The 15,962-nt window shown below is 56.3% G+C and carries 16 protein-coding genes; 12 read left to right on the top strand and 4 right to left on the bottom strand.

The genetic code is table 11. The features are described from left to right. The first annotated feature begins 51 nt into the window (after nt 1-51). Together DFG60_RS09265 and DFG60_RS09260 are read left to right on the top strand one after the other, a co-directional pair. On the top strand, nt 52-2,589 hold the full coding sequence (locus DFG60_RS09265) for a HAMP domain-containing sensor histidine kinase (protein ID WP_114571483.1): 2,538 nt from the start codon (nt 52-54) through the stop codon (nt 2,587-2,589). A 215-nt stretch (nt 2,590-2,804) separates the two neighbouring features. Beyond that, on the top strand, nt 2,805-4,355 hold the full coding sequence (locus tag DFG60_RS09260) for a GGDEF domain-containing protein (RefSeq protein WP_232818687.1): 1,551 nt from the start codon (nt 2,805-2,807) through the stop codon (nt 4,353-4,355). Between the two features lie 72 nt (nt 4,356-4,427). Here DFG60_RS09260 and DFG60_RS09255 read toward each other — a convergent pair whose 3' ends face one another. After that, a complete protein-coding gene (locus tag DFG60_RS09255) occupies nt 4,428-5,063 on the bottom strand; it encodes a FusB/FusC family EF-G-binding protein (protein ID WP_114571482.1) in 636 nt (211 codons plus the stop codon). Nucleotides 5,064-5,203: 140 nt separating this feature from the next. Between DFG60_RS09255 and DFG60_RS09250 the strand changes: the two genes are divergently transcribed. The 3 genes from DFG60_RS09250 to DFG60_RS09240 all read left to right on the top strand — a co-directional run bounded on the left by DFG60_RS09250 (nt 5,204) and on the right by DFG60_RS09240 (nt 6,956). Then, on the top strand, nt 5,204-5,920 hold the full coding sequence (locus DFG60_RS09250) for a hypothetical protein (RefSeq protein WP_114571481.1): 717 nt from the start codon (nt 5,204-5,206) through the stop codon (nt 5,918-5,920). 53 nt (nt 5,921-5,973) lie between these two features. Continuing rightward, nucleotides 5,974-6,420, top strand: coding sequence for a general stress protein (locus tag DFG60_RS09245; protein WP_114571480.1), 447 nt, complete (start codon nt 5,974-5,976; stop codon nt 6,418-6,420). An 86-nt stretch (nt 6,421-6,506) separates the two neighbouring features. Beyond that, nucleotides 6,507-6,956 (top strand): universal stress protein, encoded by a 450-nt coding sequence (locus tag DFG60_RS09240; RefSeq protein ID WP_114571479.1) that lies wholly within the window; start codon nt 6,507-6,509, stop codon nt 6,954-6,956. 41 nt (nt 6,957-6,997) lie between these two features. Here the strand turns inward: DFG60_RS09240 and DFG60_RS09235 are convergent, their stop codons facing one another. Beyond that, nucleotides 6,998-7,186 (bottom strand): hypothetical protein, encoded by a 189-nt coding sequence (locus DFG60_RS09235; RefSeq protein ID WP_114571478.1) that lies wholly within the window; start codon nt 7,184-7,186, stop codon nt 6,998-7,000. Between the two features lie 172 nt (nt 7,187-7,358). Here DFG60_RS09235 and DFG60_RS09230 point away from each other — a divergent pair, with 172 nt between their 5' ends. The 3 genes from DFG60_RS09230 to DFG60_RS09220 all read left to right on the top strand — a co-directional run bounded on the left by DFG60_RS09230 (nt 7,359) and on the right by DFG60_RS09220 (nt 11,406). Beyond that, complete coding sequence (locus tag DFG60_RS09230; protein ID WP_114571477.1) at nt 7,359-7,805, top strand: MarR family winged helix-turn-helix transcriptional regulator; 447 nt, start codon at nt 7,359-7,361, stop codon at nt 7,803-7,805. 4 nt (nt 7,806-7,809) lie between these two features. Then, nucleotides 7,810-10,482, top strand: a complete 2,673-nt coding sequence (locus DFG60_RS09225) for an MMPL family transporter (protein WP_114571476.1) — start codon at nt 7,810-7,812, stop codon at nt 10,480-10,482. Nucleotides 10,483-10,548: 66 nt separating this feature from the next. Then, nucleotides 10,549-11,406, top strand: coding sequence for an MBL fold metallo-hydrolase (locus DFG60_RS09220; protein ID WP_114571475.1), 858 nt, complete (start codon nt 10,549-10,551; stop codon nt 11,404-11,406). Between the two features lie 43 nt (nt 11,407-11,449). Here the strand turns inward: DFG60_RS09220 and DFG60_RS09215 are convergent, their stop codons facing one another. Both DFG60_RS09215 and DFG60_RS09210 read right to left on the bottom strand, forming a co-directional pair. Next, nucleotides 11,450-12,904: a glycoside hydrolase family 1 protein gene (locus DFG60_RS09215; protein ID WP_114571474.1), complete on the bottom strand. Its 1,455-nt coding sequence runs from the start codon at nt 12,902-12,904 to the stop codon at nt 11,450-11,452. 67 nt (nt 12,905-12,971) lie between these two features. Beyond that, a complete protein-coding gene (locus tag DFG60_RS09210) occupies nt 12,972-13,277 on the bottom strand; it encodes a putative quinol monooxygenase (RefSeq protein WP_114571534.1) in 306 nt (101 codons plus the stop codon). A gap of 191 nt (nt 13,278-13,468) precedes the next feature. Here DFG60_RS09210 and DFG60_RS09205 point away from each other — a divergent pair, with 191 nt between their 5' ends. From DFG60_RS09205 to DFG60_RS09190, 4 genes are read left to right on the top strand one after another with little or no spacing between them, the layout of a single operon-like run. After that, on the top strand, nt 13,469-13,879 hold the full coding sequence (locus DFG60_RS09205) for a hypothetical protein (protein WP_114571473.1): 411 nt from the start codon (nt 13,469-13,471) through the stop codon (nt 13,877-13,879). Next, nucleotides 13,876-14,619 (top strand): PIN domain-containing protein, encoded by a 744-nt coding sequence (locus DFG60_RS09200; RefSeq protein WP_114571472.1) that lies wholly within the window; start codon nt 13,876-13,878, stop codon nt 14,617-14,619. Before DFG60_RS09205 ends, DFG60_RS09200 begins: the two co-directional genes overlap by 4 nt. After that, complete coding sequence (locus DFG60_RS09195; protein ID WP_114571471.1) at nt 14,616-15,395, top strand: alpha/beta hydrolase; 780 nt, start codon at nt 14,616-14,618, stop codon at nt 15,393-15,395. The genes DFG60_RS09200 and DFG60_RS09195 overlap by 4 nt, the downstream gene beginning before the upstream one ends. Then, nucleotides 15,392-15,895 carry a hypothetical protein gene (locus DFG60_RS09190; protein ID WP_114571470.1) on the top strand — a complete coding sequence of 168 codons (504 nt, stop codon included), beginning with the start codon at nt 15,392-15,394 and terminating at the stop codon, nt 15,893-15,895. Before DFG60_RS09195 ends, DFG60_RS09190 begins: the two co-directional genes overlap by 4 nt. Nucleotides 15,896-15,962 lie beyond the last annotated feature (67 nt).

Here is a 15,962-nt window from a genome sequence, read left to right as displayed (position 1 = left end):
AGGATTCTTCTATGTGTAGTCGGAGAGGGGCCCTTTCAAGGGGGAAAATGAATGCTCGACTGGATCAACCAAAAAATCGGACGACAGCTATTGACCGTGTTCTACGCGCTCTTGGCAGTAGTCTCACTGACTTCGCTTTTCGTCTACGATTATACGGAAAGTCAGCTCACTGAGTCGAAGGAGAGCCTTTCGACGATGAGTGAGCGAAACGCACGTGCGAACGACCTCTGGCAAGACTGGCAGGAAGTCCAGTTCGGTCTGCGCGGCTATGTCATATTCGGTGACGAGAAGACGTTTGAAAAGGTGGAATCGTACCGCGCCGGAATCAAGGAGAAGACGGACTGGTTCGCTGAGAATGCGAAGACTCCGGAAGAACGTGAATTCGTCGCGCAGATGAATTCGCTCTATTCGTCCTATTACGGAGGCCTCCTGCCTTTGTCGGAAGCGTACGTGTCGGGGAAGAAAAATGGTGAAATCAATGAGGACTTCCTTCAGGGCGACACATTGCTCGGACTCCCGGTCGTACGCCGCCTGATCGATCAGGGGGTGTTGAAGGAGAGCGCCAGCGGAACGATCGACGTCGTTCCGGATATTGAGCGGGCGACCGCTTCGCTTGAAAACTATCGCGCTTCGTTAGCGAAAGAACAGGCGGATGCCGTCGCGAAGCTCCAAGAAGAGGTCGCAAGTACGCAGATGATCTGGCTATCGAGCATCGTCGTGCTGATTTTGTTCCTGTTCCTGTTCATCCATCCGTATGTCCGGAACATGTCCCGCCATCTGATGCATCTCGTCGACGACAACAAGCGTCTGACGGAAGGCGAGGAAATCGGACGGTCTGAAGTGCTCAAGCGCCGTGACGAGATCGGTCTGCTCCGCGAGTCGTTCAACCAGATGGCGCTGACGACCGTCGAAAGCAAGAAGAACATGCAGACGAAAAATGAAGAGCTGCAGGCGCAACAAGAGGAATTGATCGCGCAGCAAGAGGAGCTTCAAGCGCAACAGGAGGAGCTCGAGGATGCCTACGAGACGACGAAGCGCAGCGAAGAGAACCTGAAGTTCCGCAATGAACTGACGGAAGCGCTCGCCGTGCGCGAAACGGTCGAAGCATATCCTGCGATCATCCAGAAGATGGCGAGCATCACCGGTTCCGAATACGGTGCGCTGATCCTGTTCGAGAAAAATGGGTCGTTCAAAGCGACGACCTACGGTATGGACGATGATCAGGTCGCGGCTGCCGTCACAGAAGAGACGTCGGCCGTCCACCGGATGCGTCTGTTGCGGCAGACCGTACATTCTGAGAAACAAGTCGCGATGTCGATCGCGATGCCTTATCCGTTCCATCTCTACGAGGTGGCGCTGCCGATTTTCGAGCCGGAGACGCACGAACTGCTCGCTGCGATCTATCTCGTCCGCTTCAAGGAACCGTATCGCGAGCAGCAGCTCGCTGACATGAGCGGGTTCGCACAGCAGTTGACGCTGTCGCTGCTGCGGACGCGTTCCTACGAGGAGATGAAACGGGAGAAGCAGAAGACGGAACAGGTGCTCGATTCGATCCGGGAAGCGGTTCTCTACATCGAGGACGGCTCGAAGGAGATTTACGTCAACCGTCCGTTGTTCGACCTGATTCCTGAGCTCGAATCGGAGTTCCAGGCGGACCGGACGCTGTCATCCGTCCAGTACATTCTCGACGTCATGCGCAGCATCGTCGACGACGTACCGACGTTCGATGCCTACGTCGCGCAGATCGCCTCCCGCAAACCGCCGGAGGAAGTGCTTCGCTTCGACGTCCGGAATAACTCGGCCCACCTCCAAATCTATGCTGAAAGAATCTCCGTCGAAGGCGGATGGCAGGGGCTCATCCTCGTCATCCGGGATTCGACGCTCGAGACGGAGGCGGATCGCCTGAAGACGGAGCTCGTCTCGACGGTCTCGCACGAGTTGCGGACACCACTCACCTCGATCTACGGGTTCACGGAATTGATGCTGAGCCGGAAGGTAGACGAGATGAAGCAAAAGAAATATCTGAAGACGATCCATACGGAAACGGAGCGGCTGTCGAACCTCGTGACGGATTTCCTTGACGTACAGCGGATGCAGTCCGGGAAGCACCTCTATCAGATGGCGCATCTTACTGTCGCGTCACTCGTCGATGAAGTCGTCGACTTCTACCGTACCTCCAATCCGGACCGGGTGATCGAACTGCATGTGATCGAAGGGGAGTCGCCGGAAATCATCGCCGATGAGGCGAGGATCAAACAGCTCCTCAGCAACCTGATCAGCAATGCTGTCAAATATTCACCGGAAGGCGGAGTCGTCTCCGTAGCGATTGGCATGAAGAACGAGTTTGCCGTCATCGAGATATCGGACGAGGGCATCGGGATTCCGCAAAATGCGCTCGCCCATCTGTTTGAGAAATTCTTCCGTGTCGACAATTCGGATACACGAAGAATCGGCGGCACAGGCCTTGGCCTGTCCATCTGCAAAGAGATCGTCAAGGAGCACGAAGGGACGATCCATGTCGATTCGATCGAAGGAAAGGGGAGCACCTTCACCGTGATGCTTCCATTGACGATTCCTGAGTATGTCTGATGCACGCTGTCCTCTCGTATGAGAGGGCAGTTTTTTTTGTTGCATGGATTGTATTTTTCGCATCTGCATGGGAAAATTGATTTGAAATCAAAGGAAATGTGGCGGAATGGAGACGGGCACCCGTCTTTTTTTTCGTCGCGGCCTCTTAAGTAGTGTAAAAGTCCTACGAATCGACCGATGAACGTGTATAGAACAAATAGGGGGGCGGACTGAGGATGCGAAGCGAATATCGAATTTGGGGAGCACTCGGCATCTTCGTCGCGTGTCATTTTTTATGGTTGCTCGCTTTCAAGGGACATCCTGTACTGTGGGATGTCGGAGGGAGCGTGTTCATGATTGCGGGAGGCCTGCTCTCAAGCCTCTGGCTATTTCAAGCGTCTCGCAAATATCGTTCCTATCCGGTCGTCCGTAACCTGTTCTTCCTGCTCGGGCTTGGAAGTGTCTTCTTCGTCTTCGGAGAAGTCATCTGGATGGTTCGCACCTCTCTCCTCGGTCAGGAGATCGACACACTCGACTGGATCGAGATTTTCTATGCTTCTCAAATCGTGGCTTATATCGCAGCGTTGAAATATGTGATCATCAAGAATCGCCACCAGCTTCACGTCGGACGTTTTCTGTTCGATGAACTGATCGTCCTCGCCGTCGGACTCGCAGCCGGCTGGCAGTTCCTGATCGAACCGTATGTCCAGCAATCGAATCTCGAATCGCTCGAGCTTCTTATCCTGCTGCGTTACCCGGTCGGTGATCTCTTCTTGTTGTTTGGAATGCTGGTCATCTTCCTGACATTGAAGACACGCCAAAATAATCTTTCATTGTTGCTCGTCCTCGTCGGGTTCCACTTCCAGTTCGCGGGAGACCTGCTCTACGTCCTGCCGTACGGCATGGAATACGATCTGACAGGACAGCTGATCGATCCGCTGTGGCTCGCAGCTGTCCTGTCGGTCGGCGCCGCCGCCCGTCTGTATCAGGTCGAAGGGGACGCCCGCGTCACGTCATGGCTCGACCGGCGATTCGAGCTGGTCCGACTGGTAACGCCATACATATTCCTGTTCGTCCTGTTCCTCGGCATTTCTTACCGGACCCTCGAGCCGAACGCCTTGTCGGCCGGTCTGCTGGTCGCGATACCGCTATTGATCGCTCGGCAGATCAGAATCCTGATCGAGAATCGCCAGCTGCAGGAGGAGCTCGAGGCGAAAGTGACGGAAAGAACGGCACAACTCGAAGCGACGCTTCAGGAGATGGAGCACATGGCCTACCATGATGCGTTGACGAACTTGCCGAACCGTTATCTGTTCGCCCGTCTCTTCAAGGAAGAGCTGAGTCGCGCGGAGCGGCATGAACGCCTGGCCGCGCTTTACTTCGTCGACGTCGACCACTTCAAGGAGATCAACGATACATATGGACATCTCGTCGGTGACGAGATGATCGTCGAGGTTGCTAGCCGTATGCAGAAACACCTGCCGCACAATACGCTGATCTCGCGTCAGGGTGGAGATGAATTCGTCGTCCTGCTGTTTGACATCCATACGAGCGAAGAGGCAGACCGCTGCGGGGAACAGTTGATCGATATATTCCGACAGCCGTTCGTCATCCAAGGTAAAATCATCTGTACGACGGCGAGCATCGGCGGCTCGATCTATCCGAGACACGGCACGAGCCGTGCCGATTTGATCGAACATGCCGACATGGCGATGTACAGGGCGAAGAGACAGGGCAGGAATCAATTCGTTCCATATTGTAAGGAAAAAGAAGAATCGCTCTCGTGAAAATGACTGCCCCGCAGAAGTTGGACATGAAATCCAACTTCTGCGGGGCAGTTCAGAATGAGGCGGTTCTTTTCATTTGACTCGATTCAAAAAGTGCTCGAGCGAGGAAGGGTCGGTCATGTGACGGTTGCATTCGTCGCTGTCGATGCACATGTAGTTGCCGACCACCTTGTAAGATTCACTGCTTCCCTTACTGCGGGCCGATACGAGCGTGACATCGGAGTAGTTGTTGCAGAGGCTGCAGATTCCTTTTTGCGTCGATGGCACGTATCTGCCTTCGACACCGACTATCTTACCGTCCAGCGGATAGACGAAGAACTTCTTTCCGCTTCCGGTGTCGTTCCAGCTGAGGAAAGTCGTCGACTCGACGTCAAGGCGCGCGAGATCAGGTAACTTCAATTTCTTGTTCTTATGAAAGAGTTTCTTAAGCTCTGCCTCGGTGACGGCAGGAAATCCGTGGACGGCATCTGCGACATCCGTGAGGTAATCCGTCAACTCCTCCTCGCTTTCGATCGTCTTGATCCGCATCAGGAGTTCTTCCTGTTCCGGTGTCATGGCAGGAATCAGGTCGAACACCTTCTTCGACGCACTGTAGATGACAGCGTCACGGATATCGGGATCATGGACGGACGCGAGTTGCCGGGACAGATTGTCCGCTTGCGTGCGAATGAAGTTGTATTCATACGGGCGGATGAATGGTGTAGTCATGCCTATCGCTCCTTCTCTTGATTATTCCTTTCGATTTTCGCACATTTTTCCAGTATCGACCAGGGTGATGCAGCAGGACGGTTTTTCGGCGCAGGCAAGCGGGAATCGGTAATTAGACAGAGTTGAAGGAGGGATCGGGGATGGAACGAATCAAGGTGTTGCGTCTTGCGGATGGCGTTTCGTTCGGTGCGGTCCTCTTGACGGCGTTCTTGAAGAATACGCTTCTGACCGGTACGCACGGGGAAGGGCTGCTCATCGAGCTTCCACCGTTCACACTCGCGATTTGGGGCGTCATCTATACGGTGCTGTTCGTCTGGTGCGTCCGCCCGATCGTCTCCTATCCGGCTGACCGCGCATTGATCGAGGACATCGGCTGGTGGTTCCCGCTCAACATGCTGTTCCTCGGAGCGAGCGTCTTCATCGACGGTTACTGGACGATCGTCGCGATGACGCTAGCGCTCGTCACGCTCGGTGTCATCTATGCGAAAACCCAGCATCACCCGAACCGTTCTCCCTGGATGCGTTCCCCGTTTTCCGTCTATCTCGCCTGGCTTTCGGTCCTGTCGTTCGTCCATCCGTTCATCATCTTCGACATGCTTCATGTATCCTCGCTTTTCGGGATGGATGAGTCGATGTGGCTGACGGTCGTCATCGTCCTCATGCTGATCACGAGCGGACTGTTCGTCTGGACACAGGACGATTGGATTTTCGGTATCGTCTTCGCCTGGACGTTCACCGGTCTTTATTTCAATGGTCAGGTGAGTTCTCTTCAACAAGTGTTGCTCGTTCTCAGCTTCCTGGCTGTTTTCGTCAGTTCCCTGTTCATCCTGAAACGGCGGGGTGCGATGCTGAAATAGGTGTCGAACAGGCGTGGTTGAGGGTATACGCTAAAAAAGGGGAGGTTTTTTCATTGGGACAAAAACAGTATATCGGTACTTATTTCGATGAGACGGGGCTGATTCGCGCGATCGAGGATCTTCATTTCAAAGGATATCTCGAAGAGGATCTGTTCGTCGTCCTGCAGGACAAAAAAGAGCTCGCGATGCTGCGGGGACAATCTTCGGCAGAGCTCGTGTCAGCGAAACGGGGGCTGTGGGACAAGTTCACCGGCAAGAAGTCTACGGATGAAGAGACGCGCGACGTCTTCCGCGAACTCGGGCTTGCCGAAGGCGATATCGAACGGCATCATGCGGACGTCGAGCGTGGCGGGTATGTCCTGATCGCAGACGAGGAAGGGGCGCGTCGCGGGGCACCGATGACGCCGGACAAACTTGCCGACCAGCCGGAAGGAATCGAAGCAGAGCGCCGGCTCGACCATGAGAACCGGATCCTCGAGAGCGAGAACGACCGGATGTGAGACGAGCTGCGGTTAGATGAGACGGCGGACGGGTAATTCCATACTGAAGAGACAATCTCGCACCTCGCGGAAAGGGTGACTCAATCATGGAAACCGGCTATCATACCATTCTCGTCGCGGTCGATGGATCGAAGACGGCGGACCTTGCCTTCGAGAAGGCGGTCCAGTTCGCGAAACAGGACAAGGCGAAGCTCGTCATCGCCCACGTCATCGACATTCAGACGTTCGCGAACGTCCGGGCGAACCAGAAGTTCATCGACAAGAACGTGACGGAATACGCAGAAGAACTGTTGCAAGGATACGAACAACGGGCACGTGACGCAGGTGTTGAGAACATCGATCTCGTCATCGAGAGCGGATCACCGAAGACGATCATAGCGAAGACGATCGCCCCCCACGTCGGGGCAGGGCTCATCGTCTGCGGCGCCGTCGGGATGAACGCGATGGAGCGGATCCTGATCGGGAGCGTCTCGGAGAACATCGCCCGTTACGCGAAGTGTGACGTCTACATCGTCCGGCCGCGGACACTGAACTGAAAAAATCTCTCTGTCGAAAGTGACAGAGAGATTTTTTTCGTTCAGACGAGAAGATAATAGAAAAGCGCAAGGAACGCGCAAAGGACAGGCAGAACGATCGCATACATCCACGTCATGTTCTTCGTCGCGGTTTGGTTGCTGTAACCTGAATCGGTCCGTTTGCCTGCGATGATCGTGAAATAGAGGCCGACGACGCAAATCAGGAGTGCGATGATCAATAGGATGGTCATGAGGGAATCCCCTTTCGAATAAGTGCTTATCTCTAATATAGCGGAAAAAGCACTTCTTTTCATGTGAAATCGTGAACAAAGAATGGAGAAACGGTGTCGGAATTCGCACAGCTTTCAGCTTGACCGCAAAAATGTTTAGGGGATATACTAAAGTGGTTTAGGGGGTAAACAAATGAATGAAGATTTGAAGGAAGCAATCATGCTGTTCGAGGATGTACTCGTCCACGGGACGGAACGGGTTCTTAAACATGTCGATGCCGCGGTCTGGAAAGAGCATTCGCCGGAACAGATCCGGCTGATGAAAATCATCGAGTCGTATGGGCCTGTCCCGTCCGGCAGGCTTGCCGAACTGCAGGGCGTCCATAAGAGCGCCATCTCGAACCGGCTGAAAAAGCTGACGGAGAAGGGACTCGTCATCATCGAGCGGACGGAAGGCGACCAGCGGACGAAGCTCGTCCTGCTGACCGACGCGGGACGAGAAGTCGTCCAGGCGTCGGATGAAGCCATCTATCAGTACCTCAAGAAACTGATCGATGGACAGTTCAGTGAAGGTGAAGCCGAAGAGTTCGTCCGGATTTTCCGAAGGCTGAAAGAGATACTAAAATTAGAAGAGGTGTAATGGCATGCGTACTATCATTAAATGGCGATGGGCAGTGCTCGTCACGATGATCCTGCTGACGGTCGGCCTGTTCCTGACGGCGCCGAACCTTGCGAAGCAAGCAGAGGAAGCGGGATCGTTTCAGCTCGCGGACGACGCGGATTCGCGTCGCGCGCAACAGATTCTCGAAGATGCCGGCGCGAGCGAGGAGACGATTTCGCTCGTCCTGCCGCTCGAAGAAAAAATAACGACGGCGGACCGGACGGAGATCAACCGGATCGTCGAGGAGTTGAACACGCTCGGCAAGCCGGTCGTCGACGTGCTCGACCCGCTCGAGAGCGAGGACACGGAATCCCAGCTCATCTCGAAAGACAAAAAGACGGTCCTCGTCCCGATCACGGTCGACGGGACGGAAGAGGAGATCACGGATCTTGCCGACCGGATCAAGGCGGACGTCCTTCCGAAGGACCGGACGATCTACTTGACGGGCGAGGCATTGATCAACCGGGACGTCAACACGAGCGCACAGGAAGGGCTCAAGAAGACGGAGCTGATCACGGTCGGGCTCATCTTCATCCTGTTGCTCGGTGTCTTCCGTTCGATCGTGACACCGCTCATCCCGTTGATCGCGGTCGGGTTCTCCTACTTGATCAGCCAATCACTCGTCGCGTATTTCATCGACTGGTTCGGCTTCCCGGTCTCGAACTATACCCAGACGTTCATGGTCGCGATTCTGTTCGGGATCGGGACGGATTACTGCATCCTGCTCCTCAGCCGCTACAAGGAGGAGTTGTCTGCAGGGCATGACGTCGAGACGTCGATCGTCAACACATACAAGACGGCAGGGCGGACGCTGCTCGTCAGCGGCATCGCTGTATTCGTCGGTTTCGCTGCGATCGGCTTCGCCGACTTCCCGATCTTCAAATCGTCGGTCGCGGTCGCAGTCGGTATCTTCGTCCTGCTTATCGTCTTGTTCACGGTCATCCCGTTCTTCATGGCGACGCTCAAAGGAAAGCTGTTCTGGCCGTCGAAGAAGGCGGCGAGCCACAGCGACAGTAAACTTTGGGCACGGTTCGGCGGATTGTCGATCAAGAACCCGCTTCTTGCGATGGCGATCGTCGCCCTCGTGACGGTCCCGCCCCTGTTTACGTATGACGAATCCCTCTCGTTCAACACGATCGACGAGATCGGTTCGAAGTATGACACGGTCAAAGGGATCAATGCCATCTCGAAAGGTTTCGGCGAAGGGGAATCGTTCCCGGTCAAGGTTGTCGTCAAGGCTGACGAGGACATCGCGCGCGAGGATACGCTCCCTTACGCAGAGAAGCTCGCGCTCGAACTCCGGAAGGTCGAAGGCGTCGAGACGGTCCGTTCGATCACGCGTCCGACCGGGGAGGTCATCGAGGACCTCTACCTCGACAACCAGCTTGGCAAAATGGCGGACGGCCTGAAGGAAGCCCGTGACGGACTCGGTGAAGTAAAGGACGGCTTGACGCAAGTCGAGACGAACCTGAACGGCGTGTCCGGTCAGCTTCCTTCGGGAGACGCGGCAAGCGGCGGGGCGTCACAGCTCCAGCAGGCGGCTGACGGTCTTGGCCAGGTGAATACGCAACTCGGGCTGATCGGTCAGTCCCTCCAGTCGCCGGCGAATGCCGCTCAAGCAGCCGGACAGCTGACGGCGATCTCCGGCCAGTTGACACAGATCGAGCAAGGCATCAGCCAGGCGGCGAGCGGTATCGCGTCGCAAGGTGCCCAGGCCGGTCAGCTCGGAAGCGGCCTGTCACGACTCGCGGAAGGCGTCGGTTCCGCGAACGACGGTCTCGATGAGGTCGAAGGCGGACTTACGCAGATCGCAAACCTGCTCGAAGAGATGGGCAAGGCGGAATCGATCCGGGGCACGGGGATGTTCATCCCGGCCGGAACGCTCGAGAATGCGGAGTTCGAGCCGGTCCTCGACCGGTATACGTTCGGAGAGGAGACGGGCCTGCTGTTCGACGTCGTCCTGTCGGATGATCCGTATTCACCGGAAGCGATCGACACGGTCGAGCGCATCAAGAAAGCGACGGACAACGCCCTTCGTGACACACCGCTCGAGGACGCGGCCGTCGCCTACGGCGGCATCTCGAGTATCAACTCGGACTTGAACGCGACGTCGAAGGCTGACTTCACGCGGACGGTGACGATCATCGTCCTCAGTCTGTTCGTCGTCCTCGCCGTCATGTTCCGGTCGTTCATCATGCCGCTGTTCATGATCGCGTCGCTCCTGTTGACGTATTACACGTCGGTTGCGATTGCCGAATTGATCTTCGTCAACGGTCTCGGCTACTCCGGCATCAGCTGGGCCGTCCCGTTCTTCGGCTTCGTCATGCTCGTCGCGCTCGGGATCGACTACTCGATCTTCCTGCTCGACCGCTTCCGGGAAGAGACGATTGGCGGACTCAGTACGGCTGAGGCAATGTATGTCTCGATGAAGAAGATGGGGACCGTCATCATCACGGCAGCGATCATCCTCGCCGGTACGTTCGGTGCGATGATTCCGTCCGGCGTCCTCAGTCTCGTCCAGATCGCGACGATCGTCATCACCGGTCTCCTGTTGTACGGACTGATCGTCCTGCCGCTCCTGATTCCGGCAGTCACGGTATCGTTCGGCCGGGGCATCTGGTGGCCGTTCATCAAGAAAAAAGAAGGCAAGCTCTGATTTTTACGCACGTTCCGGATATCGGAGCGTGCGTTTTCGTCTAGAATGGAGAAAGGAGGGATCGACATGCAAACATTCAAACGATTGACGGAACGCTTCTGGTACCAGACGCCGGTTTCCTCGACGGACCGTCCCGTCCTTGCCGTCGTGCAAGGAGATGAGCGGACGCTCATGATCGACGCGGGCAACTCGAAACGCCACGCGGAGTTATTTTTGAAAGAAGTGAAGGACGCAGGCATCCGCAATCCGGACCTGCTCGCGCTGACGCATTGGCACTGGGATCACGTCTTCGGCCTCGCACATCTCGACATGCCGAGCATCGCGACAGGAAAGACACGCGAGGAAATCGCGGTGATGGCGGATTATGCCTGGACGGACGCGGCCCTTGCTGAACGGATCAAGCAGGGCATCGAAATCAAGTTCTGCGCCGACGCGATCAAGGAGGAGTTCGGCGACGACCGGGACATCGCGGTCGCGCTGCCGGCGATCACGTTCGACGGGCGGCTCGTGATCGACCTTGGCGGCGTCACGTGCGTCCTGCAACAGGTCGAAGGCGACCACTCGCCAGGCTGTGCCGTCATCCATATCCCGGAGGAGCGGATCTTGTTCCTCGGAGACGCCTTCTATGCCGACATTTTCGCGCCGAAGCCGAACTACACGGTGGAGCGGACCCGCCAGCTGCTGCAGACGCTCGAGCAATTCGATGCGGATCATTACGTCCTGTCGCACGGCGGGCCGATCACGAAGGCGGAGTACGCAGAAGAGGCGAAACTGCTGCTCAGAGGCGCGGATCTCGCCGAGGCACATGGCGGTTCGCTCAAGGCGATGCGCGAGGCGTACAGCGCTACATATGGGGAACTGACAGAGGATGCTGAAGAGACACTCGTCTTCTTCGCTAACGGATTTTCACTGAAGCAGGTATGAAAAAAGGGCTCCCTTTCCGAATCGGAAAAGGAGCCCTTCGTCGTCAGCGGACGGCGTCCGGCGACGGATAGATGCCATTCTGTTCGATGACCTGCTGGTACCAATAGAAGCTGTCCTTCTTCAGGCGCTTCAATTCCTTGACGTCGTCCTCGTCCCGGTCGACGTAGACGAAGCCGTAGCGTTTTTGGTAGCCGTTCAACCAGCTGAGCAGATCGGTGAACGACCAGACGCAGTAGCCGATGACGTCGACACCGTCCGTAATCGCCTCCTGGATTGCCTTGATGTGCGCTTCGAGGTAGACGATCCGGTAGCTGTCGTCGATCGAGTCGCCTTCGAGTTTATCGAACTCTCCGAGTCCGTTCTCGCTGATCAAGACCGGAAGACGGTAGCGGTTGACGAGCCGGCGCAACCCGATCCGCAGTCCGGTCGGGTCGATTTCCCAGTCCCAGTTCGTCGCTTCGAGGTGCGGATTGCGGACGGTCCGGAAGCGACCCGGCACACCGGTCGACTCCATCGTCCCTTTGACGCCTGTCGTATTGAACGTGCCCTGCTCGCCGACGCCGTCGAGCGGGTTCGCCTCGTACGTCTCCGTCCGGTAGTAGTTGACGCCGATGAAGTCGGGCCGCCCCTTCGCGAGCAACTCGAAGTCGCCTTCTTCAATCTCAGGTGTCAGACCGCGCGCTGCAAGATGATTCCAGGTCGCCTGCGGATAAACGCCGTCCATGTAGACGTCGAGCCACCAGTGGCTCTGGTATTCCTCTGCGTTCTCATAAGCAAGGACGTCCGCAGGATTCGCACTCGCCGGATAGGCCGGGGCATAGGCGAAGCTCGGGCCGATTTTGCCATTTGGGACGATCGCGTGGAAGTCTGAGATCACTTTCGCGTTCGCGAGGTTCGCATGATGGTTCGCCTGATACATCCGTTTGTCGTCCTGTACGCCTGGCGGATGGAGTGCCGTCTTGTAGCCGAACTTGATGAAGATATTCTGTTCGTTCAGCGTGACCCAGTACTTGACCCGGTCACCGTACCGCTTGAACAGGGCGAGGCTGTAGGCATGGAAGTCCTCGATGATCTGACGCGACTCCCAGCCGCCGTACCGGTTCTGGAGGGCGAGCGGCAAATCCCAGTGATAGAGTGTGACGATCGGTTCGATCCCTTCGGCCTTCAAGGCATCGATCAGTTCGTCATAGAAGCGGAATCCCGCCTCATTCGGCTCGCCTGTTCCATCGGGGAAGACGCGGCTCCAGGAGATCGAGAAGCGGTAGGTCTTCAAGCCCATCTCGGACATGAGTGCGACGTCCTCCCGGAAGCGGTTGTAATGGTCGACGGCGACGTCACCGTTCGTCCCTTTGAACGTCTTGCCGGGGATGCGGACGAATTCGTCCCAGATCGACGGTCCGCGGCCGTCCTGATCCCAAGCTCCTTCGACTTGGTAGGCGGCAGAAGCCGCCCCCCAGAGGAAGTCGCGCGGGAAGGGTTTCAATGTCTCATGTTTCATGATAGCCCGTCCTTTCTGAAAAAACTGTAGCTCTTCACGTACAGTGGCTGTTGCGAAGCTTCGAAACTTAAAGTCCCTTACCGCCTGCCGGAGAAAACGTGGCGATACGTTCGACTCCGGTGAGGAGAGGGCGTGCGCGCTGAATCAAGTGTTGTGTCGATTCAAGAGACAAGGAATTCTGATGTGCCTCTTCATCCTCCCATACCTCATAGACGAAGACGGAATATGGATCATCTTGGGCGATGTTGACGATATAAAGTTCACATTCTCTTAATCCATTCATCGAGGCTGCTGCCTCTAACAGGATCTCGACCAGTGCCTTCCGATCATCTTCGCGTACCGTGAACTTTCCGAACAATCCGTATCGATTCAAAACAATCCCTCCCATTCCTCACTTTTCCCTCGTGCGAAAACATTTAACCTGACCATACAGTGTTTGGCCTTCCATATGGTGTCACTCTTTTCTTTCAAGGACTATTCATGAATTACCTGCACAGCGACGATGATTTGGAGGGAAAGAGCAGGTTCGAATCGAAATAAGGAAGCAGAGGGGAGAGGGCATCGATGCATAATCTTGCCAAAGCGTTCATCGGGTCGTTCTTCCTCGCGGCAGGTATGACGTTCGCTGTTCAAAACGCACATGACGTGATCGACCGTTCCGTCACTCGAATCGTGATGGAACCGATGTCAGGCTATGATGAGCGGACACCGGAAGCGGACGGGAGCACTCTTGCCGAACAGGAAAAGATCGACCGGCTCGTCGAGCTGCTCAACGCCGGAAAGGTGCGGCAAGGAAACGTGGAGCTTGCTTATCCTCCCGATGCTTCGATGATGCTCATATACGAGGCAGGTCTGAAGGAGGAACTCTTCGTTCACGGCGAAACGATCGTCTTCGCCGACCGGACGGCCTGGGTACAGTTATCCCCGGAGGACGAAGTGGAATTCACGAGATTGATCAAGGAGGGGGTTCGGTGAAAAAGATGCCAGCGGCGCTGCTCGGGCTCCTCTTCCTGCTCGCGTTCGTTCTCCTCGGACTCTGGCTCTACCGGGGTGCTGCGAATCCGATTGACGAGGAGATTGAGCAGGTGAAGATCATTCCTGTTTTTCAAAAGGGCGAACATCTCGAAGAAGGCATGGAACGGGAAATCGAGAAGGTCTCTGAAGTAGACGAACTCGTCCGAATCCTCAACGCCGCGGATTTATCGGACGGGATGCCGAAGATGGCTTCGGCGCCGACGGAAGCACTGACGCTCGTCTATGCGGACGGGACGGAAAAGATCTCTGTCCACGGGACGACGCTCGTCTTCGAGAATCAAGGGAAGACCGGCGTCATCGACACGGAAGACGCGGAACGATTCCGTCAGCTGCTCGGATCGCGTGCGCTCAAAGCAGGGATCGTCCAGCTCGACATCGTGACGTTCGACGCACGAGGCGAAGAACAGAAGCGGACACAGTGGCGAAAAAAGAAGGACCTGAAGCGAATCATCGAACACATCAATCATGCCGATCGGACACCGGGACGGGTGGACCTGGCGGGGCGTCCGATTGCGGCCTTGCGATTTACGTACGAGAATGGCGCGACTGAGAGCATGACCGTCCATCCGCAGGAACAGACGACGCTGCTCGTCTTCGAGGAACAGAATGCGCTCATCTCACTGCGGGACGAGCGGGCGATCAAAGATATCCACACATTGATTCAGGGGGAGTTCGAATGATACCGAAACAGATCATCCAGTCCGAAATCTTAGGGGAGCGCGTCATCCGCGTCTTTCTGCCGAACGGCTATGCCGAGAAGAATGAACGTTATCCCGTCCTCTATCTCCATGACGGACAGAACATCTTCTCGGACGAAGAGGCGTTTGAAGGAAACTCGCTCCAGCTCGAGCCGTATTTGAGCAAGCAGGACGTTCAATGGATCGTCGTCGCGATCGACCACGACCTTGCGGAGAATGCCCGCATCCATGAATATAGTCCGTGGCCGAACGCCGAGGCGAGCAAGAAAATCAATCCGGACGGGGAAGTGCTCGGGGGCAGAGGCGCGTCTTATGCCCGCTTCATTCTCGACGAGCTCGTGCCGCATATCGATCGAACATACCGGACGACAAGGGAGCGGCTGATCAGCGGCTCGTCGCTCGGCGGATTGATCTCGCTCTACATCACGGCACAGGCGCCGGACGTCTTCCCGCGCGCGCTCTGCATCTCGCCGGCCTTCCATTTCAACCAGGAACCGTTCGAGGAATATCTCGAGCGGATGGACCTTTCGAAGATCGAAGCCGTCTATCTCGACTACGGGACGATCGAGTCGCTCGACCCGGACTCACAGCAGCACTTCGCCTCCGCGATCCATTCCGTCGACCGGATCCTGCGCGAGCACGACGTCCCGACCGAGCTCGAGATTTTCAAAGGTGCGATCCATGACACGCTCGAATGGCGCAAGCGGATGCCGGACATCCTCGAGCGGTACGGCATGACGCCGGCCGCGAAACGATGAATCCGTACGAGATCGGAGCGCTCGGGCACGCGTTGTTCGGCTTGTTGTTTTTGATCTTCGCGAAGCCGCGGGATCACGGGAAGTTCTGGTTTACGATGGGCATGGCATGGCTGGCCGTGAACGGCCTCGTCTATCTGTTCACGGTCCCGCTCTGGTCGATTTCAGGAAACGGGAACCTCGGATTGTTACTCTACCCTTTCTGGATCATTCTGCTCCTCGCGAGCTTATGGATGATCAGGCGACGCCGGATCCGGATCAGTCGCCCGGTTTTTTGGATCATGGGTGCATTCGCCACGTGGGCGGTTTTCGGATTCTATCTTGCTTGGCAGTTCGACTACTACAATAAAGACTACTTGTTCGACGGAGGCGGAAGGATGGTCGACCTGCTCTTCCTGTCTCCGTACTTCAATCATGCGATCGCGAACGTGTTCCTGATGACGATCCTGATCACGCTCGCCTCGCTCTTCAACAGACGGAAGGAGGGGTCCCATGCGCGATGACAACAGAACGGACGCCGGCGACCGCGTCTTCTTCGGGAACGGTGGTCCGGTCGGCGCCTTGCTCGCG

Source organism: Exiguobacterium flavidum (assembly GCF_003344535.1).
In the GTDB taxonomy this organism is placed as follows: Bacteria; Bacillota; Bacilli; order Exiguobacteriales; family Exiguobacteriaceae; genus Exiguobacterium_A; species Exiguobacterium_A flavidum.
The sequence above is the reverse complement of the archived record's forward strand: the minus strand, read 5'-3'. Positions and strand labels throughout refer to the sequence as shown.